At 71.3% G+C, this 17,892-nt stretch carries 16 protein-coding genes; 4 read left to right on the forward strand and 12 right to left on the reverse strand.

Annotated elements, in window-relative coordinates; all coding sequences use genetic code 11:
- Positions 1-30: 30 nt before the first annotated feature.
- From J8G10_RS11320 to J8G10_RS11335, 4 genes are all read right to left on the reverse strand, one after another.
- On the reverse strand, positions 31-1,491 hold the full coding sequence (locus tag J8G10_RS11320) for an aspartate ammonia-lyase (RefSeq protein ID WP_251444585.1): 1,461 nt from the start codon (positions 1,489-1,491) through the stop codon (positions 31-33).
- Positions 1,492-1,555: 64 nt separating this feature from the next.
- The gene (locus J8G10_RS11325) at positions 1,556-2,458 is read right to left on the reverse strand and encodes a metallophosphoesterase (RefSeq protein WP_251444587.1); all 903 of its coding nucleotides are present in this window, start codon (positions 2,456-2,458) and stop codon (positions 1,556-1,558) included.
- A gap of 61 nt (positions 2,459-2,519) precedes the next feature.
- A complete protein-coding gene (locus J8G10_RS11330; protein ID WP_251444589.1) occupies positions 2,520-2,852 on the reverse strand; it encodes a peptidase in 333 nt (110 codons plus the stop codon).
- Positions 2,849-4,087 (reverse strand): inorganic phosphate transporter, encoded by a 1,239-nt coding sequence (locus J8G10_RS11335; RefSeq protein ID WP_251444591.1) that lies wholly within the window; start codon positions 4,085-4,087, stop codon positions 2,849-2,851. The genes J8G10_RS11330 and J8G10_RS11335 overlap by 4 nt, the downstream gene beginning before the upstream one ends.
- A 204-nt stretch (positions 4,088-4,291) precedes the next feature.
- On the opposite strand from J8G10_RS11335, the gene J8G10_RS11340 reads away from it, so the two are divergent.
- The 3 genes from J8G10_RS11340 (at position 4,292) to J8G10_RS11350 (ending at position 7,422) form a co-directional block, all read left to right on the forward strand.
- The gene (locus J8G10_RS11340; RefSeq protein ID WP_374208779.1) at positions 4,292-6,388 is read left to right on the forward strand and encodes a S9 family peptidase; all 2,097 of its coding nucleotides are present in this window, start codon (positions 4,292-4,294) and stop codon (positions 6,386-6,388) included.
- 200 nt (positions 6,389-6,588) lie between these two features.
- Positions 6,589-7,095, forward strand: a complete 507-nt coding sequence (locus tag J8G10_RS11345; protein WP_251444595.1) for a hypothetical protein — start codon at positions 6,589-6,591, stop codon at positions 7,093-7,095.
- Positions 7,096-7,146: 51 nt separating this feature from the next.
- Positions 7,147-7,422: a DUF559 domain-containing protein gene (locus J8G10_RS11350; protein ID WP_251444597.1), complete on the forward strand. Its 276-nt coding sequence runs from the start codon at positions 7,147-7,149 to the stop codon at positions 7,420-7,422.
- Between the two features lie 111 nt (positions 7,423-7,533).
- On the opposite strand, the gene J8G10_RS11355 is transcribed toward J8G10_RS11350, so the two are convergent.
- The 6 genes from J8G10_RS11355 to truB all read right to left on the reverse strand — a co-directional run bounded on the left by J8G10_RS11355 (position 7,534) and on the right by truB (position 13,958).
- Positions 7,534-8,562, reverse strand: a complete 1,029-nt coding sequence (locus tag J8G10_RS11355; RefSeq protein WP_251444599.1) for a 6-phosphofructokinase — start codon at positions 8,560-8,562, stop codon at positions 7,534-7,536.
- A gap of 217 nt (positions 8,563-8,779) precedes the next feature.
- Positions 8,780-10,924, reverse strand: coding sequence for a DEAD/DEAH box helicase (locus J8G10_RS11360; RefSeq protein WP_251444601.1), 2,145 nt, complete (start codon positions 10,922-10,924; stop codon positions 8,780-8,782).
- A 219-nt stretch (positions 10,925-11,143) separates the two neighbouring features.
- A complete protein-coding gene (locus tag J8G10_RS11365) occupies positions 11,144-12,142 on the reverse strand; it encodes a bifunctional riboflavin kinase/FAD synthetase (protein ID WP_251444603.1) in 999 nt (332 codons plus the stop codon).
- Positions 12,139-12,558 (reverse strand): hypothetical protein, encoded by a 420-nt coding sequence (locus J8G10_RS11370; RefSeq protein WP_251445376.1) that lies wholly within the window; start codon positions 12,556-12,558, stop codon positions 12,139-12,141. Before J8G10_RS11370 ends, J8G10_RS11365 begins: the two co-directional genes overlap by 4 nt.
- Positions 12,559-12,693: 135 nt before the next feature.
- Positions 12,694-13,065: a hypothetical protein gene (locus J8G10_RS11375; RefSeq protein ID WP_251444605.1), complete on the reverse strand. Its 372-nt coding sequence runs from the start codon at positions 13,063-13,065 to the stop codon at positions 12,694-12,696.
- The gene (gene truB, locus J8G10_RS11380) at positions 13,062-13,958 is read right to left on the reverse strand and encodes a tRNA pseudouridine(55) synthase TruB (protein ID WP_251444607.1); all 897 of its coding nucleotides are present in this window, start codon (positions 13,956-13,958) and stop codon (positions 13,062-13,064) included. Before truB ends, J8G10_RS11375 begins: the two co-directional genes overlap by 4 nt.
- Positions 13,959-14,017: 59 nt before the next feature.
- On the opposite strand from truB, the gene J8G10_RS11385 reads away from it, so the two are divergent.
- Positions 14,018-14,914, forward strand: coding sequence for an A/G-specific adenine glycosylase (locus J8G10_RS11385; RefSeq protein ID WP_251444610.1), 897 nt, complete (start codon positions 14,018-14,020; stop codon positions 14,912-14,914).
- An 87-nt stretch (positions 14,915-15,001) separates the two neighbouring features.
- Here the strand turns inward: J8G10_RS11385 and J8G10_RS11390 are convergent, their stop codons facing one another.
- Positions 15,002-17,137: a LuxR family transcriptional regulator gene (locus tag J8G10_RS11390; protein WP_251444612.1), complete on the reverse strand. Its 2,136-nt coding sequence runs from the start codon at positions 17,135-17,137 to the stop codon at positions 15,002-15,004.
- Between the two features lie 281 nt (positions 17,138-17,418).
- Positions 17,419-17,850 carry a 30S ribosome-binding factor RbfA gene (gene rbfA / locus J8G10_RS11395; protein WP_251444614.1) on the reverse strand — a complete coding sequence of 144 codons (432 nt, stop codon included), beginning with the start codon at positions 17,848-17,850 and terminating at the stop codon, positions 17,419-17,421.
- Between the last annotated feature and the right edge of the window lie 42 nt (positions 17,851-17,892).

The following is a 17,892-nucleotide window of genomic DNA, read 5'->3' on the forward strand; positions in this document are numbered from 1 at the left end:
AGTGGCGGGCCGTTCAGGCTTCCGGGCGGATCAGACCGCGGCGTCGAGGTCCTTCACGGGGATCACCGGGATCGCCGCCGTGATCGTCTCGAGGCCCGACAGGCGCGCGGGCGACAGCTGCTTGGTGACCTCTTCGCGGGACATCAGGCCCGCCTCGACCACGAGGTCGGCGACGTTGCGGTTCGTCAGCAGCGCGGTCTTGGCGAGCGCGGCCGACGCGGCGTAGCCGATGAACGGCGTGAGCGCGGTGATCACGCCGACCGAGGAGCCCACCATCGCACCCAGGCGGTCCCGGTTGGCGGTGATGCCGTCGACGCAGTTCACGCGCAGGGTCCACATGGCCTGGCGCATCCAGGTGATCGACTGGAAGATCGAGTGCGCGATGACGGGCTCGAAGGCGTTGAGCTGCAGCTGGCCGGCCTCGGACGCCATCGTGACCGTCACGTCCGCGCCCGCGACGGCGAAGGCCACCTGGTTCACGACCTCGGGGATCACCGGGTTCACCTTGCCCGGCATGATGCTGGATCCGGCCTGCATGGCGGGCAGGTTGATCTCGCCGAGACCGGCCTGGGGACCCGAGGAGAGCAGACGCAGGTCGTTGCAGATCTTGGAGAGCTTCATCGCGTTGCGCTTGAGCGAGGAGGAGAACGACATGAAGGATCCGGTGTCGCTCGTCGCCTCGACGAGGTCGCTCGCCGTGGCGAGGTCGAGGCCCGAGATCTCGCGCAGGTGCTTCAGCACGGCCGGGGCGTAGCTCGGGTGGGTCGTGATGCCCGTGCCGATCGCCGTCGCGCCCATGTTGATCTCGTACATGAGCCAGGCGTTCTCGGTGAGACGCGTGTGGTCGTAGCCCAGGGTCGAGGCGAAGCCGTGGAACTCCTGACCGAGCGTCATCGGCACGGCGTCCTGCAGCTGGGTGCGGCCGACCTTGAGCACGTCGTGGAACTCGCGCGCCTTGTTCAGGAAGGAAAGGCGCAGCAGGTCGAGCTCGTCCAGCAGGGAGCGCAGGTTGAGCGACAGGCCGATCTTGACGGCCGTGGGGTAGACGTCGTTGGTGGACTGGCTGCGGTTGGTGTGGTCGATCGGCGAGAGGAACGCGTAGTCGCCCTTCTCCCGGCCGGCGAGCTCGAGGGCGATGTTGGTGATGACCTCGTTCGCGTTCATGTTGGTCGAGGTGCCGGCCCCGCCCTGGATGACGCCCACGATGAACTGGTCGTGGAACTCGCCGTCGATCACCTTCTGCGCGGCGGCGTCGATGAGGTCGGCCTTGGCCGGGTCGAGGGCGCCGATCTCCTTGTTCGCACGCGCGCTGGCCTGCTTGACCATGGCGAGCGCCTCGATCAGCTCCGGGTAGACGGAGATCGGGCGCTTCGTGATCGGGAAGTTCTCAGCAGCGCGGAGCGTATGGATCCCCCAGTACGCGTCGGCAGGGATCTCCTTGCTTCCCAGGGAGTCGGTTTCGGTTCGGGTGGCAGGCGCAACGGCGGCCATGGACACATCCTCGTGGGTGATGGCGAACAGGGAAGGGGGATGCCTCCATCCTACCCATGGCGGCTCACCGTCCCGGCTTGCGCGAGAACGCCTCCAGGCGCTGCTCAGGAGTCAGCTGCGCCATCCGCTCCACCCATTCGGGGCCGAAAGTGTCGACGGGTGTCGCCTCCACCACCGGCACCACGGTGTGCGTGATCGTCTCCGGGCGCACGTGCACGAGCTGGAACGACTGCGCCGCATCCATGCCGTTCACCCGGTCCGCAGGACTCGCGACATCCATCGTGTAGCAGGTGGCGCCGGCGACGCTCACCGGGATGTCCGCGAACGTCGCGTGCAGGGAGTAGTGCAGATGCCCGGCGAGGATCCCGCGGACATCGGATCCGCGCAGGATGTCGGCCAGTTCGTCCTGGTGGCGGAGTTCGAGGATGTCGAAGAACGGGATGTGGCTCGGCACGGGCGGGTGGTGCATCGCGAGCAGCGTGCCGTGCGGGGCCGGTGTGCGCAGGAGGTCGGCGAGCCAGTCGCGCTGCCCCGCGTCGATGTCGCCGTGGTGCCACCCCGGGACGGTGGAGTCGAGGGCGATCACGCGCAGCCCGTGCAGATCCCACACGCCCGTCACCGGGTCCTCGCTGGGCGGGCCGTCGAGCAGGTGCTCGCGCAGCACGGGGCGCTCGTCATGGTTGCCCGCGACCCAGATCACGGGAGCGTCCAGGCGCTCCGAGACCGGTTCCACCGCGGCCCGGAGCCGCCGGTACGCGTCGGGCTCGCCGAGATCGGCGAGGTCCCCGGTCACGACGATCGCATCGGGACGCTCGACGGCGCTCTCGATCGCGGCGAGCGTGCGATCCAGGGTGCGATCGACGTCGAATCGTCCGCCGAGCGCCGCGCCCCCGGCGAGGAGGTGCGGGTCGCTCAGGTGCACGAGGGTGTGCGTGGGCGGCGCATAGCGGCCGAACTGCACTGTCATGCCCTCAGGCTAGCGGCGCGGCGCTCCTTCACGACCGCGGCGCTCCTTCACGACCGCGGCGCTACTTCACGACGATGAGCAGGATGCCGCCGAGCACGGCCGCCGCGCAGACGGCGAAGCACGCGTACGCCGCGATCTGGGCGAGCGTCTTCTGCCCTTCGCTGAGCGGGCTCTTGCGCGCGGCCTTCGCCGCGGCCTTGGCGGCACGCTTGGCCTCCTTCTCGCTGATCACCGTGATCGCGTCGGTGAACTCCGCGGGCGTGACCACGGGCACGCGACCGGCGCGGACCAGCATCCGCAGCCCCAGGGCGTAGAACCCCACGACGAGCAGCGTGCCGACCAGTGCGGCGCCGAGGACCTGGAAGAACGCCTCCCAGTGAATCGCGACGGTCATCGTCCCGCCCCCTTCTCACGCGCCTTGGCCCGCTCGCGCGCTCGCTGCGCCCTCGCCTGACGCGGGGTGAGCGGCGGCTCCTCGGGCACCTCGACGGCGAGACCGGAGTCGGCGACCTCGCTGAACGCGTTGTTGGCGGTGACCGCGTTGCGACGCGAGCGCAGGAACAGTCCGATGATCACGGCGAGCGCGAGGATCGCATCGATGAGCACGCCCCAGCCGCCGCCGATCACCACGATGAGCGCCGCGACCGCACCGACGGCTCCGGCCGCCGGGAGCGTGAGCACCCAGCCGATGGCGATGCGGCCCGCCGTACGCCAGCGCACGGCGGAACCCCGCCTGCCGAGTCCGGATCCGATCACGGATCCGGAGGCGACCTGCGTGGTGGACAGAGCGAAGCCGAGCGCGCTGGAGGCGAGGATCGTGGCGGCCGTGGACGTCTCCGCCGCGAAGCCCTGCGCGGGCTTGACGTCGGTGAGGCCCTTGCCGAGCGTGCGGATGATGCGCCATCCGCCGAGGTAGGTGCCGAGCGCGATCGTGCAGGCGCAGGCGATGATGACCCACAGCTGCGGCTCATGGTGCGCCCCCGACTGCCATCCGACCGTGATGAGGGCGAGGGTGATGACGCCCATCGTCTTCTGCGCGTCGTTCGTGCCGTGCGCGAGCGCGACCAGCGACGACGTGAAGATCTGGCCCCAGCGGAAGCCGCTGCGCCCGTCCGGCCTGCCGTCGTAGCGGCGGGTGACGAGGTACGCGAGCTTGGTGGCGAGGAACGCGATCAGCCCTGCGGTGACCGGGGCGATGAGGGCCGGCAGCACGACCTTCGACAGCACCGCGCCGAAGTCGATCCCGTTCATGCCGATGCCGACGAGCGTCGCACCGATCAGGCCGCCGAACAGCGCGTGCGAGGAGCTGGAGGGGAGACCGAGCAGCCAGGTGAGCATGTTCCAGGTGATCGCGCCGATGAGTCCGGCGAAGATCAGCGCCGGGAAGAGATCCCCGTGGATCTGGTCCTCCCGGACGATCCCGCCGGAGATGGTCTTGGAGACCTCCGTGGACAGGAACGCGCCGACCAGGTTCAGACCGGCCGCGAGCATGACCGCCGTGCGGGGCTTGAGGGCTCCCGTCGCGATGGGGGTCGCCATGGCGTTCGCCGTGTCGTGAAACCCGTTGGTGAAGTCGAAGAAGAGTGCCAGCAGGATCACCAGCACGACGATGAGGGCTGCGGTTTCCACCGTTCGCTTTCGTGAAGTGGAGGGACGTGACGAACGAAGAGTTCACCGGGGATTCAGCATCCGTTAACGGGCCGAGTGAATCCTCCCACCCCGACCCATGCCGGTCAACTCGAAGGCCGCTCCCCCGCATCCGGAGATCGGCCGCCCCGCCTCGGCTAGCGTGGTGACGTGACCTCCGTCTCCGCACCTTCCTCCCCCTCCCCGATCGCCCCGCCGCGCGCCGCGCGCCGGTCCCATCCGCGCACCCACCACGGCGACGTCTTCGACGACCCCTACGACTGGCTGCGGGCGAAGGAGGATCCCGAGGTGATCGCCCACCTCGAGGCGGAGAACGCGTACACCGACGCCCGTCTGGCGCACCTCGAGCCGCTGCGCGAGACGCTGTTCCAGGAGATCAAGAGCCGCGTGCAGGAGACCGACCTCTCCGTGCCGACCCGCCGCGGCGACTGGTGGTACTACGGCCGCACCGTCGAGGGGCAGCAGTACGGCCTGCAGTGCCGCGCGGCGGTGTCCGCCCCGGACGACTGGACGCCTCCGGTGCTGGACGCCGCCGCGCCCGTGCCCGGCGAGCAGATCCTGCTCGACGGCAACGCCGAGGCGGAGGGGCACGAGTTCTTCGCGATGGGCGCCTTCGACGTGTCGGACGACGCCACGAGGCTGCTCTGGTCCACCGACTTCGAGGGCGACGAGCGCTACACCGTGCGGGTGCGCGACCTCGGCACCGGCGAGACGCTTCCCGACGAGATCCCCGGCACGTCGGGGGCGTTCTTCACCCCCGACGGCACCGCCGTGCTCTACACGACCGTCGACGACTCGTGGCGACCGGACACCCTCTGGCTGCACCGGATCGGCACGCCGGTCTCCGAGGACGTGCAGCTGTTCCACGAGCCCGACGAGCGGTTCTGGCTCGGCGCCGGGATCACCCGCAGCCGCAAGTACCTGGTGATCGGCGTCGGCTCCTCGATCACGAGCGAGGAGCTGCTCGTCGACCTGGACGACCTCACCGCCCCGCCTCGCGTCGTGTGGCCTCGCCGCGAAGGCGTGGAGTACTCGGTCGAGCATGCGGTCGTGGCGGGGCGCGACGAGCTGCTCGTGCTGCACAACGACGACGCGCTCGACTTCGAGCTGGTCGCCGTTTCCGCCGACGACCCGCAGGGACCGCGCCGCGTCGTGCTCCCGCACACGCCCGGACGCCGCCTGCTGGACGTGGACGCCTTCCGGGACGTCACCGTCGTCGCGTACCGGTTCGAGGGACTCGAGCGGATCGCGCTGATGGATCCGGCGACCGGCGACCTCGAGGAGCTCGGCTTCGACGAGCCGCTGTTCTCGGCGGGTTTCGGCGGCAATCCGGAATGGGCTCCGCCGTTCCTGCGCCTCGGCTACGGCTCCTTCGTGACGCCGTCGACCGTGTACGACCTCGAGCTGGCGACGCGGACCCTGCATCTGCGCAAGCGCCAGCCGGTGCTCGGCGGCTACGATCCGTCCGCGTACGGGCAACGCCGCGACTGGGCCGTCGCGGAGGACGGCACGCTCGTGCCGATCTCGCTGGTGTGGAAGCGCTCGTTCGGCGAGCCGGGCGCCGCACCGCGCCCGGTGCACCTGTACGGCTACGGCTCCTATGAGCACTCGATCGACCCCGGCTTCTCGGTCATGCGCCTGAGCGCACTCGACCGCGGCGTGGTGTTCGCGGTGGCGCACGTGCGCGGCGGCGGCGAGATGGGCCGGCAGTGGTACGAGGACGGCAAGCTCGGGCAGAAGGTCAACTCCTTCACCGACTTCGTCGCCGCGGCCCGCCACCTCGTCTCCTCGGGCGTGACCGAGCCCGCCCGGTTGGTGGCCGAGGGCGGCAGCGCCGGCGGACTGCTCATGGGCGCTGTCGTGAACCTGGCGCCCGAGCTGTTCGGCGGCGTGCTCGCCTCGGTCCCCTTCGTCGACGCCCTCACCACGATCCTGGATCCCTCGCTCCCGCTCACCGTCATCGAATGGGACGAGTGGGGCGACCCGCTGCACGACGCCGAGGTGTACGCCTACATGAAGTCGTACACGCCCTACGAGAACGTGCGGGACGGCGTCGCCTACCCCTCGATCCTCGCCGTCACCTCGCTCAACGACACGCGCGTGCTCTACGTCGAGCCCGCGAAGTGGGTGGCCCGCCTGCGTGACGCGGGGGCCGAGGACGTGCTGCTGAAATGCGAGATGGTCGCGGGACACGGCGGCGTCAGCGGACGCTACAACTCCTGGCGCGAGCGCGCGTTCGAGCTCGCCTGGATCCTGGACCGGCTGGGAGCGACCGCGGCCTGACCACGCGACGTGCGCGTCGGGCTGCTCCGCCCCGGGCGAGGCGCTTCGACCGAGATCAGGCGGATCCGATTCGGATCCGCCTGATCTCGGTCGATCCACCTGTCCTCGGGAGGCGACACGTTCGTCCTCCACAATCGGAATCCCTCGATTCGCCTGTGGACAACCCCGAATCCGGGCGTCCGAGGGGTCACGCTGTCCCCATGGACCTGCTCTCCTGGCTCGCCGCGCACGACGGCGTCGCACACACCTCGGACCTGTACCGCGCCGGGTTCAGCAAGCACCTCATCGGCGCCGCGGCCGCCCAGGGGCTCGTCACCCGCGTCCGGCGATCGTGGATCCTGGGCCCGGGCGTCGATCAGGCGTCTGCGCACGCGGTCCGCTTCAGCGGACGGGTGACCTGCGTCACGCAGGCGAAGGCGCTGCAGCTCTGGGTGCCCGACGCGCCGGAGTCCCACATCGCCGTGCCTCCGAAGACCGCCGGCGCTCAGGATCCGGCCGTGCGGCTGCACTGGGCGAAAGGTCCCGCACCCTTCGCGCCGCGCGCGATCGCCGACCCTCTGATCAACGTGCTCTTCCAGGTGGCGCGCTGCCAGCCGACGGCGGATGCCCTGGCCATCTGGGAATCCGCGGTACGCAAGAACCTCATCAGCGCGGAGGTGCTCCAGCGCGTCGGGTGGCATTCCACACGCGCACACCTGCTCGCCTGATCGGTTGGCGCCCTCTCCGACTCCGGGCTGGAGACGCACTTCGTCGAGCTCATGCGTCAGATCGGCGTCCGGGTGCGCCAGCAGGTGTGGATCGACGGCCATCCCGTGGACATCCTCATCGGCGATCGCCTCATCGTGCAGCTCGACGGCTTCGAGCACCACCGCACGGCCGCGGATCGGAGGCGCGACATCCGCGCCGACGCGCGTCTCGCCGTGCGCGGATACACCGTGCTGCGGTTCGACTACGCGCAGGTCCTGTTCGAGAAGGCGTTCGTCCAGGAGAGCGTGCGGGCGGCCATGGCACAGGGCCTCCACCTCGCACGCTGACGGCCCGCCGCGACTCCCGAACCATGGCGGATCGACTGAGATCAGGCGGATCCGAGCGGATCCGCCTGATCTCGGGACATCGACCTGTTCTCGGGAGAAGCGCCGGTCGGCTCAGCCGAAGAGGGTCGCCGCCGCGTCGTAGCGGTTGCGGGGAACGGTGTTCAGCTCGCCGAGCGCATCGGCGAACGGCACGCGGACGATCTCGGTGCCGTGCAGCGCCACCATCTGGCCCCACGCCCCGTCGACGACCGCATCGGCGGCGTGCATGCCGAGGCGTGTCGCGAGGACGCGGTCGAAGGCCGACGGTGCGCCGCCTCGCTGGATGTGCCCCAGGATGGTCGCGCGGGTCTCGATGCCCGTGAGCCGCTCGATCTCCGGGGCGAGCAGATCGCCGATGCCGCCGAGGCGCGGACGGTTGAACGCGTCCAGCCCCTTGTCGCTGTACGCCTCCTCCATGTCCTTGAGCTTGAACCCCTCGGAGACGACGACGAGAGGCGCACGTCCGCGATCGTTCGCGCTGGTCACGAGGGCGGCGATCTCGTCGAGCGACATCGGCACCTCGGGAATGCAGATGACGTGCGCCCCGGCCGCCATGCCCGCGTGCAGAGCGATCCAGCCGACGTGACGGCCCATCACCTCGGCGACCATGCAGCGCCGGTGCGAATCACCGGTGGTGCGCAGACGGTCCATCGCCTCGGTGGCGATGTTGACGGCCGTGTCGAAGCCGAACGAGTAGTCCGTGGCCCGCAGATCGTTGTCGATGGTCTTGGGCACCCCGACGACGTTGATCCCCTCCTTGAACAGGCGGTCCGCCGCCGCGAGCGTGCCCTCGCCGCCGATCGCGATGATGCCGTCGATCCGGTGCCCGAACAGGGTCTTGGCGATGTTCTCGGCACCGCCGCGCGCCCCCTCGTAGGGGTTGGTGCGGCTCGTGCCGAGGATCGTTCCGCCGACCTTCGACAGGCCCTTGACCTCATGCCGGGTGAGCGGGAAGAAGTCGCCGTCGACGACGCCGCGCCAGCCGTCGCGGATGCCGACGAACTCGAGGTCGTACGCCTCGGTGCCCTTGAGCACGATGGCGCGGATGACCGCGTTCAGGCCGGGGCAGTCGCCGCCGCTGGTCAGGATGCCGATCTTCATAGGACGTCCTCGGGAGGGAAGGGAGAGGGAAGCGCGGCGCCGTTGCCACGTTCGACCCTAGTGCCGATTCCCGCTCCGACGCCATTCGACACCGCCGAAAACCCGGCTTCTTACACACCCACTCACCGAGTTCTCGCGTTCTTGACGAAGAACGGCACTCCATCGCCGAAAACCAGGCGAAGAAGTGCCGTTCTTTTCAGTTCCGGCGGGACTCGTGTCAGTTGCCGCCGAGCGCTTCCCGGAGCAGATGCATGAGCGCCGCCAGCTGCACCGACTCGCTCGCCCCCTCCTCCACGGCCTCGCCGTCGAGCGCCCGGGCCGCGAGGCCCTGCTTCTGGTCGATGAGCTCCGCGATCTTCGTGTCGAGGGTGTGCGCGGCGATGATCCGCCATGCGGTGACCGGCTCGTCCTGGCCGATGCGGTGGACGCGGTCGATCGCCTGGGTCTGCTCCGCGGCCGTCCAGCTGAGCTCGGCGAGCACCACGTTGGAGGCGGTCTGCAGGTTGACGCCGACTCCGGCGGCGGTCAGCGAGCAGACGGCGATGCCGACCTCGGGATCGCCGTTGAAGGCGTCGACCGCCTGCTGCCGGGCCACGGCGGTCTGGTCCCCGCGCAGCGACACCGAGCGGATCCCGGCCGCCGCGAAGTGCGCCTCGGCCTGATCCATCACGTCGACGTGCTTCGCGAAGAACACGACCTTGCCCACCGAACGCTGCAGCTGTGCCGCGTAGTCCGCCGCGAGCAGCGCCTTGGCCTGCCCGATCTTGCGCACCATCGTGAAGACGTTGTCGCCCCCGGTTCCGGCCGCCTTCGACTCCTCCAGCTCGCCGTGCGCGACGAGCCGGACGATGTCCTCGTCGATCTCGCCGTGCGCGAGGCCGCGCTCACCGCGTGCCTCGATGATCCGGCGGTACTTCGCCGCCATCCTCGCGCCCAGCTCGGCCTCCGCCTGCCTGATGCTGCGGCCGAACTCGTCGTCGAGCTGCACGGGCAGGTCGGCGATGAGCTTGTCCGGCAGATCGGCCGCGACGTCCTTCTTCTTGCGGCGCACGATGCCCATCGAGATGACCGCGTCCCTGGCCTCGCCGTAGAAGGCCTTGTCGGCCGGCGTGAGCCCGGTGGCGTCGAGCTTGTCCGCCAGCGCCGGAGAAGGCCGCTCGCCGTTCGTCCAGCCGAGGAAGCGCCAGATCGCGTCGAAGTCCTCGACGTCGTTGATCAGCGGCGTACCGGTCAGCGCCATGAGCAGCGGGCGCCCGTTCGGCGACTGCTCCCGGATCCGCGTCGCGAGGGCCAGGACGTTCTGCGAGCGCTGCGAGGACAGGTTCTTGATGAAGTGCGCCTCGTCGACGACCATGCCGCGCAGGCCGATCTCGCCGAGCCAGGACAGGTGACGGTCCAGGATCTCGTAGTTCACGATGAAGACGTCGGCGAAGGCGTCGACGTCCTGCCCGTCGCCCTGGATCACCGCGGCGCGGCGCTGCGGCGTCCACCGCTCCACCTCGCGCGCCCAGTTCATCTTCACGACGTTCGGCACCACGACGAGCAGCGGATACGCGTCCGCCACCGAGGCGGCGAGCACCGATTGCGCGGTCTTTCCGAGGCCCGGCTCGTCGGCGAGCAGGAACGAGCGGTGGCCTGCCCGCACGGATTCGAGGAACCGGGACTGGTGCACCATCACCTCCAGGCCCTTCGGCGAGATGTGGTCGTACTCGGGCAGCGGGGGCAGCTCCATCGACGCGGCGGATCCGCCCGCTCCCGACTCGAACGCCTTGTACAGCGGCCCCATCAGCTCCCAGCCGTCCAGGCGGCGGCGCGGGGTCACCGCAGGGCGGGGCGTGAGGTCGGGCGCCAGGAACGGGTTCGCCAGCATCCGCGACTCCACCGACGGCGGAGCGACCTGGCGCTCGGCCAGCGCGGCCGGGACGACCGGCGCCTGCTGCACGCGGGCGACGTCGGCGATCACGAGTTCCTCGGGCGCCAGCTCGGCGCCGGACTCCAGCAGCCAGTCGCGGCGCATGCGCTTCGCGACGGGGCTGGTCGCCTGATCCGCCTCGAGCAGCTGGATCAGCGAGGTGTCGCGGGCCGCGGTCTTCGCCAGGATCGTGGCCACGCCGTCCAGCCGCTTGAGCTGCTCGGCGCGCGCGGAGTCGCCGAGCTCCGCATCGCCCTTGACCCTGGCGCGCTCCTCGCGCACCAGGAAGGCGATCACCTGGAACTTGACGCGGTTGGTGGGCCCCAGCTTCCCGTGCTGGGCCTTCGCCTCGATCTCGCGGACCTTGCGCGCGAGAATCGGGATCAGCGGCGCGTCCTCGTCTCGGCGCGACGTCTTCTTCCGCCGGGTGGCGGTCGCCGTGGTCGGCATGCTCCTCCTGAGCGTGGATGCCGTCCCCTTGCGGACGGCGACTGATCCGAACAATGACCGTCCGGACGGCAGGACCTGCGGACGATGCGGTGTCCGCGGACGGCGGCTGTCGGTCGGCAGCGCGCGGACCGGGCGGACGGCGAACCCCGTAGGCGTGCATCGCGCACGTCGATCACAACGGGTTCGCGCTCAGCTTACGCCACTCCCGCCGTGGTGCGGTCACTCGGTGCGCGAGTCCGGGACGTCGGACGTGCCGAGCACCCCGGGCTTCGCCGGGACGCCCAGCAGCAGGCGCGCCTGCACGACGTCCGAGTCGATGCCCGCGATGAGCGACTCCAGGCTGTCGAACGCGGTCATGCCGCGCAGCCGATGGGTGAACTCCACCGTCACGTCGTGACCGTACAGGTCGAGTCCCGGGCTGTCGATCGCGTGCGCCTCCACCTGACGCTGCGCGACGTCGTCGAATGTGGGATTCGTCCCGACGGAGATGGCCGCAGGATGCACGATCCCCGTGGTGTGGTCCACGAGCCGTCCCGCGTAGACGCCGTCCGCCGGGACCATCTCGTCGAGAAGCGCCGGAAGGTTCGCCGTCGGGAAGCCCAGCTCACGCCCCCGCTTGAGCCCGTGCACCACTTCCCCGCGCACCGAGACGGGGCGCCCCAGCACCGCACCGGCCAGGGCGACGTCGCCGACCGACAGCAGTTCGCGCACCCATGACGAGGAGACGCGGCGGTCGGTGCCGTCGAGGAAGACGTCCTCGATCTCGTCGACCGTGAAGTCGTGCTGTGCACCGAGCTCGGCGAGCAGCGCGGGCGTTCCGCTGCCGCCGCGGCCGAAGCGGAAGTCCCGGCCGACGAGCACGGTGGCCACGTGCAGCGCGTCGACGAGGATCGACGTGACGAAGTCCGAGGCTTCGCGCGCCGCCAGCTGCTCGTCGAAGGTGAGCACCAGCACCGCATCCAGCCCGCAGTCCGCGAGCAGTTCGATCTTGCGCTGCACCGACACCAGGTCGTCGGGGCAGCGGTCGGGCCGCAGCACGCTGAGCGGATTGCGGTCGAACGTCACCGCGACGGTCTTCGCGCCGAGGCGCGCCGCATCCAGCTGCGCCCGTCGGAACACCGCGCGGTGGCCGGAGTGCACGCCGTCGAACTTGCCGATCGCGGCGACCGTGCGCCCGAAGTCTGCAGGGATCTCGGCCGGATCACGGAACACGATCATGCCGCGGCCTCCTCGGGTGCAGCCGCGGGTACTCGGCCCGACGGACGATGCACGACCAGCCACCACAATCCCGCCATGGGCAGGAACAGCGGGATCAGCACATACCCGAGGCCGAACTGCGACCACACGGTCTGATGCTGGAAGAGCGCGGGGTGCGTGAGGCTCAGGGTGCCGACGATCAGCACGCCGGCCAGCTCGAAGACGATGGCGACCCAGGCGACGCGGTACCAGCCGGGTCGGCCGGACCAGATCAGCGCGAGCGTCGCGACGATGTAGACCACCGCCGACACGGCGGACAGCGTGTAGGCGAGCGGAGCCTGGTCGAAGGCACGGGCGATCTGCACGAACGAGCGCCCGGTGGCGCCGAGCGCCATCACCGCGTACACGATCACGAGCACGCGGCCGATGCCCCGCATCCGGGGTCGGGTCGGTGCGGCGGACGATCCCTCGGGCTGAGAGGAGTCGGACGGGGTCGTGGGTCGCGCGGTGCTCATGGCGCTCCCCATTCTACGGACCCGGACGGACACGGCGTCCGCGCCTCGGCGCGGCGCTCAGCCGCCGACGGGCGTCGTCCAGATGACCTGCATCCGCCAGATCATCACGGCGAGCGAGAGCGCGACCACGCCCAGGATCACGGTGCTCCACCGCGACCGCTCGAGCAGCGCCCAGACCACCCCGCCGATCGGCAGCAGCACGGCGGACACGAGATACACCCCGTACTCCAGCGGATCGCCCAGCGCGGGGTTCCCGGCGAACGGCGACACGACCGCCATGACCACCTGCACGACGAGGAGCAGTTCGACGAGCGCCAGGGATCCGACCGTCCAGTCGTTCGGACGCTTCCCCGCGAAGCCCATGATGAGGCAGAAGAGCCCGGCCGCGACCGCGACCGCGAGCTGGACGACGGTGAACCACAGGATCATGACGCTCCCTCCGGCATGTTCATGGCGCTCTTCAGGTCGTCGCCGCGTCGCTCCACGATCCCGATCAGCACGCCGTCCGGATCGATCGCAGCGGCGCGCGCGCCTTCGAGCCGAGCCCGCTGGCCGACCAGGCGCTTGCCGTGCCGCAGATCGACGGCCTCCTGCGCGGAGACGGGGAGGACGGGGAGGATCCGCGCCGCCGCAGCGGCCGCTGTCAGCGGCTGCGCCCCGGCGAGATCGTCGAGCGCCACCGCCTCAGCCACGTCGAACGCACCGACCCTCGTGCGACGCAGCGCGGTGAGGTGCGCGCCGACGCCGAGAGCCGAGCCGAGGTCGCGGGCGAGGGCGCGGATATAGGTGCCGGAGGAGCAGTCGACGATCACGTCGAGATCGCGGGTCCCCCCATCGGCCGGGGAGTCGGAGAGCACCTCGAACCGTGAGACGAGCACGTCTCTGGCCGCGAGCACGACCTCCTCGCCCGCACGCACCCGGTCGTACGCCCTGCGCCCGTCGACCTTGATCGCCGAGACGGCGCTGGGCACCTGCGAGAGCTCTCCGGTCAGGGCGGCCACACCCTCGGCGATCTCAGCCGAGGTGATCGCGGCCACGCGCTCCGGGTCGGCGGTCGCGACGATCTCGCCGTCTGCGTCGTCCGTGCCGGTGCTCTGTCCGAGGCGGATGGTCGCCCGATACGTCTTGTCGGCGCCGACCACGAAGGTCAGCAGCCGCGTGGCCGCCTCGATGCCCACGACGAGCAGGCCGGTGGCCATCGGGTCGAGGGTGCCCGCGTGTCCGACCTTCCGGGTGCCGAACGCCCGGCGGGTGCGGGCGACGACGTCGTGACTCGTCATCCCGCCCGGCTTGTCGACGAGCAGGATGCCGCTGGTTGCCATCCTCCCAGCCTAGGGCGTGCGCGAGCCAGGCCCGGAACGGGGAGGTAGCGTGGAGTCCCGTGCCCGACTCCCCCGCCGCAGCATCCGTCGCGTCCGCGCTGATCCCGTGGTTCCGCGCGCACGCCAGGGATCTGCCCTGGCGCAGGGCCGACTACCTCAAGCGCTACGGCGCCTGGGGCGTGCTGGTGAGCGAGTTCATGCTCCAGCAGACCCCGGTGACGCGGGTGATCCCGCACCTGGAGGCCTGGCTCGCACGCTGGCCGGATCCGTCCTCGCTCGCATCCGCGACCGGCGCCGAGGTGCTCCAGCAGTGGGCGAACCTGGGGTACCCGCGGCGTGCGCTCTGGTTGCACGGCGCGGCGATCGCGATCCGCGATCAGCACGGCGGCTTCACGCCGCGCGAGGTGACGGAGCTGCTCGCACTGCCCGGCATCGGCGACTACACGGCGCGTGCCGTCGCGGCGTTCGCCTTCGGGGATCGCCATCCGGTCGTCGACACGAACACGCGCCGGGTGATCGCCCGCGCCGTGCACGGCAGGGCCCAGCCCGACGCGCCCGCACGGCGCGACCTGGACGACATGCTCGCGCTGCTCCCGTCCGAGCGCGACGGGGCGGCCGTCGTGAACGCCGCGACGATGGAGCTCGGCGCGACGGTGTGCACGGCCCGGAGTCCCGGCTGCGAACGCTGCCCTCTTGCGGCGCTCTGCGCCTGGCGCGCGGCCGGCTATCCCCCGAGTGAGGACCGGCGGCGCAAGCAGGCCCGCTACGAGGGCTCGGATCGGCAGGCGCGCGGCGGAGTGCTGCGCGCGCTCCGGCACGCCGACGATCATCGTCTGCCTGCGGAGGCGGTGCTCTCCGACTGGCCGGATCCGGCTCAGCGCGACCGTGCGATCGACTCGCTCATCGCGGACGGCCTGCTCGAGGCGACCGACGGCATGCTCCTGCTCCCGCGCTGACCCCCGCGCCGGACGCCCTGATGCGCCGCCGGGCGACCGGGATCGACGCGCCGCAGATCGGCGCCGCGACGGGAGGGCGCCGGACGATCAGAGGTGCTGGTCGGTGCGATGCGCGAGCACCGTCAGCTCATGCCGCGTGCGGACGTCGAGCTTGGCGAAGATCCGTCCGCCGTGCACTTCCACGGTCCGCACCGAGACGTGGAGCGTGTGGGCGATCTCCCGGTTGGGGCGCCCGTCCGCCATCAGCAGCGCGACCTCCATCTCCCGGGCGGTGAGGATCGGATCCCAGACGGCACGGCACACCTCCAGCGCGGGCTGCGCGCTGGAGGCCGCAGCGCCCCCGCCGACCGGGGCCCGCTCCCCCATCGCCCGCAGCCGCCGCTCGACCAGTCCGCGCCAGGCGTGCGCGCCGGCCTCCTCGAAGAGGCTCTGCGCCGCCCGCAGGTGCCGTACGCCGCGGCCGAGGTCACCGCGCGCGGCGCACGTCGATCCCAGCAGCGCCTCGACCCTCGCGCGTTCGAACGGCGAGCGGACCCCGCGGCTCTCTTCGGCGACGGTCTCGAGGTCGGCGCGCCAGGACGCCTCCCGTGCCGCCCGCACGCGCTCGCGCAGGTGGCGTGCCGTCGTGGTCTCCGGGGGCTCCAGGCCGCCCGAGACGCTCAGCGGACCGACCTCGTCGAGACCAGGCAGACCGAACCGCTCGGCGGGACGACCCCGGTCGTCCCAGAGCCGGAGGTGCACGGCGGCCTCGTCGCTGCGTCCCTGCAGATAGGCGCCGATGGCACGGTCCACGAAGCCGCCCGGCTCGCGTGCCCAGGGCGCTGCGGCCTCGAGGCTCTTCGACCACGCTCCGATCCGACCGTCGACCGCCAGATCGAGCCGGCGCGACAGCGACACCGCGAGACCGCCGAACGGGAACGCGACCGGCAGCCGATCGGCGGCGGAGCGCAGCAGGTCGCGCGCGATGCCGATCCTTCCGGCCCAGACGTGCAGCAGCGCCTCGGCGACGGCCCGGCGGGCACGGAGCAGCGGCCCCCGCACCGGAAGCCCCACGGCGACCTCCGGCGCGTCGCGGGGCTCCGGCTCGGCGAGAGCGCGCAGCCCGGCATCGGGGTCGCCCTGCAGCCCGGCGCACAGAGCGCGCGCGACCCGCCGGATCTCGTCGCCGTCACCGATGGCCGTCGCCCCCGTGCCCTCGCCCGCCAGGAGTTCGCACCAGGCCCGCAGCGCGATCTGGTCCTGAGAGGCGTGCTCGGCGCGGGCGCCCGCCGCGAGCCAGGCGATGGTGCGCTCATGGTCGCCGCGCTCGGCGCTGAGGGACGCCCCCAGCACCGCCGCATGGTGGAAGCCCGACACGGCCGGGTCGCCGGGGAGCAGTCTCTCGGGACCGGGAACGGTCCCGTGCCGCAGCGCATGCGCGAGCACGAACGTCGCCCGTGCCGCATCGCGATGCCCGCCGTCGAGTCGCAGCGCCCTCTCCGCGCACTCCAGGGCGTCGACGACGCAGCCTCCGGCCAGCGCCGCGTGCGCCGCGCAGAGCAGCGCCTCGGGGAGCGCGTCCGTGCCGGACTGCGCATGCTCCACGGCCTCCGTCGCGAACGCCCAGGCGCAATCCGCCGAACCGGCTCGCAGGGCGGCGCCGGCGCGGTCCAGGAGGGGCTCGACGAGCCGCGGGTCACCGCACACCGCGCCGCGGGCACGATGCCACAGCGCGGCGAGCGGGTCGCCGGTCTCCTCGAACGCGGACGCGAGCAGCCGGTGGGCGCCGATCCGTTCGCCCGTGGTCGATGCGGCGAGCACCGAAGCCCGCAGCGCCGGATCGGAGAGACGGAACGCGCCGCCGCGCAGGCGCACGAGACGACCGAGCGGGGACGCCGCGATCCGATCCGACGATGATCCGGTGAGCAGCCCCAGCACCGGCAGCCCTCCGACGCCGCACAGCGCGAGGGCGAGCAGCAGTCCCGCGTCGATGTCCTGCGGGACCGCCTGTCGGCGATAGGCGTCGAACGCGGGCACGTGCGGCAACGGGTCGGGCAGTGCGCGCCACCCTCGGCGCTGCTCAGGACTCAGCGCGGCCAGCACCTCCGCGGTCAGCGCAGGCTCGCCTCCGCACGCGGCGCGGACGGCGCTGTGCACATGCGGTGCGGTCTCGGCGCCGCCCCAATCGGACCCGCGCGGAGCCGGCTCCGGCGGCGGCACGGCAGGATCGGGTGCGACGCCCATCGGCGATCTCGACGGGTGAAGCGCCCCCAGGCGCGCTCGCGCCGTGCCATCCATCTCGTACAGCCCCCCGCTGTCGTCGATCGCGCGCGACACCGCGCGCGTCGTCGGATGCTAGCAAGGCGCGTTCCCCGCGCCAAAGTTCTTGAACCCTGTTGAGAATGCGGGTGCGGGTGCGTGAGATGGAACCGGGGCGCAACGCTGAAGGCCCCGGAAGCCATGCTCCCGGGGCCTTCAGCGAATGCGGTGCGCCGCACGGCGACCGGAGTCGCGGATGACGCGGCCTAGTCCTGAGGCTCTTCCTCCTCGACCCGGTACGGGTCGGCATCGCCGGCGTAGCTGCCTGAGGCCGCGAGCTTCGCGACCTCCTCATCGCGTTCCCGCGCCTGGCGGAGCAGATCGCTGATGTGGTCGGCGTTCTCGGGCAGCGCGTCCGGGATGAACTCGAGCGTGGGCACGAGCCGCACGCCGAGCTGAGCGCCGACCTCCTTGCGAAGGAGTCCGGTCGCGGAGGTCAGCGCAGCGCCCGAGGCCACGCGCTCCTCCTCCGAGCCGAGCACGGTGTAGAACACGGAGGCGTGCTGCAGATCGCCCGTCACGCGCACGTCCGTGATCGTCACGAAGCCGAGGCGCGGATCCCGCAGCCCCTTCTCCAGCCGCTCGGCGAGGATGACGCGGATCCGGTCCGCGAGTCGTGCCTGTCGTTCTCCGGCCATGTCCCTACCCTCTCACTTCTGTTCGTCCGACGCTGATCGACG

The sequence above is a fragment of the Microbacterium sp. USTB-Y genome, assembly GCF_023703415.1.
Lineage (GTDB): Bacteria > Actinomycetota > Actinomycetes > Actinomycetales > Microbacteriaceae > Microbacterium.

Coding starts and splice junctions, on each gene's coding strand:
- J8G10_RS11320 (WP_251444585.1), bottom strand. CDS start 1,491: ATGGCCGCCGTTGCGCCTGCCACCCGAACCGAAACCGACTCCCTGGGA.
- J8G10_RS11325 (WP_251444587.1), bottom strand. CDS start 2,458: ATGACAGTGCAGTTCGGCCGCTATGCGCCGCCCACGCACACCCTCGTG.
- J8G10_RS11330 (WP_251444589.1), bottom strand. CDS start 2,852: ATGACCGTCGCGATTCACTGGGAGGCGTTCTTCCAGGTCCTCGGCGCC.
- J8G10_RS11345 (WP_251444595.1), top strand. CDS start 6,589: ATGGACCTGCTCTCCTGGCTCGCCGCGCACGACGGCGTCGCACACACC.
- J8G10_RS11350 (WP_251444597.1), top strand. CDS start 7,147: ATGCGTCAGATCGGCGTCCGGGTGCGCCAGCAGGTGTGGATCGACGGC.
- J8G10_RS11355 (WP_251444599.1), bottom strand. CDS start 8,562: ATGAAGATCGGCATCCTGACCAGCGGCGGCGACTGCCCCGGCCTGAAC.
- J8G10_RS11360 (WP_251444601.1), bottom strand. CDS start 10,924: ATGCCGACCACGGCGACCGCCACCCGGCGGAAGAAGACGTCGCGCCGA.
- J8G10_RS11365 (WP_251444603.1), bottom strand. CDS start 12,142: ATGATCGTGTTCCGTGATCCGGCCGAGATCCCTGCAGACTTCGGGCGC.
- J8G10_RS11370 (WP_251445376.1), bottom strand. CDS start 12,558: ATGCGGGGCATCGGCCGCGTGCTCGTGATCGTGTACGCGGTGATGGCG.
- J8G10_RS11375 (WP_251444605.1), bottom strand. CDS start 13,065: ATGATCCTGTGGTTCACCGTCGTCCAGCTCGCGGTCGCGGTCGCGGCC.
- truB (WP_251444607.1), bottom strand. CDS start 13,958: ATGGCAACCAGCGGCATCCTGCTCGTCGACAAGCCGGGCGGGATGACG.
- J8G10_RS11390 (WP_251444612.1), bottom strand. CDS start 17,137: ATGGGCGTCGCACCCGATCCTGCCGTGCCGCCGCCGGAGCCGGCTCCG.
- rbfA (WP_251444614.1), bottom strand. CDS start 17,850: ATGGCCGGAGAACGACAGGCACGACTCGCGGACCGGATCCGCGTCATC.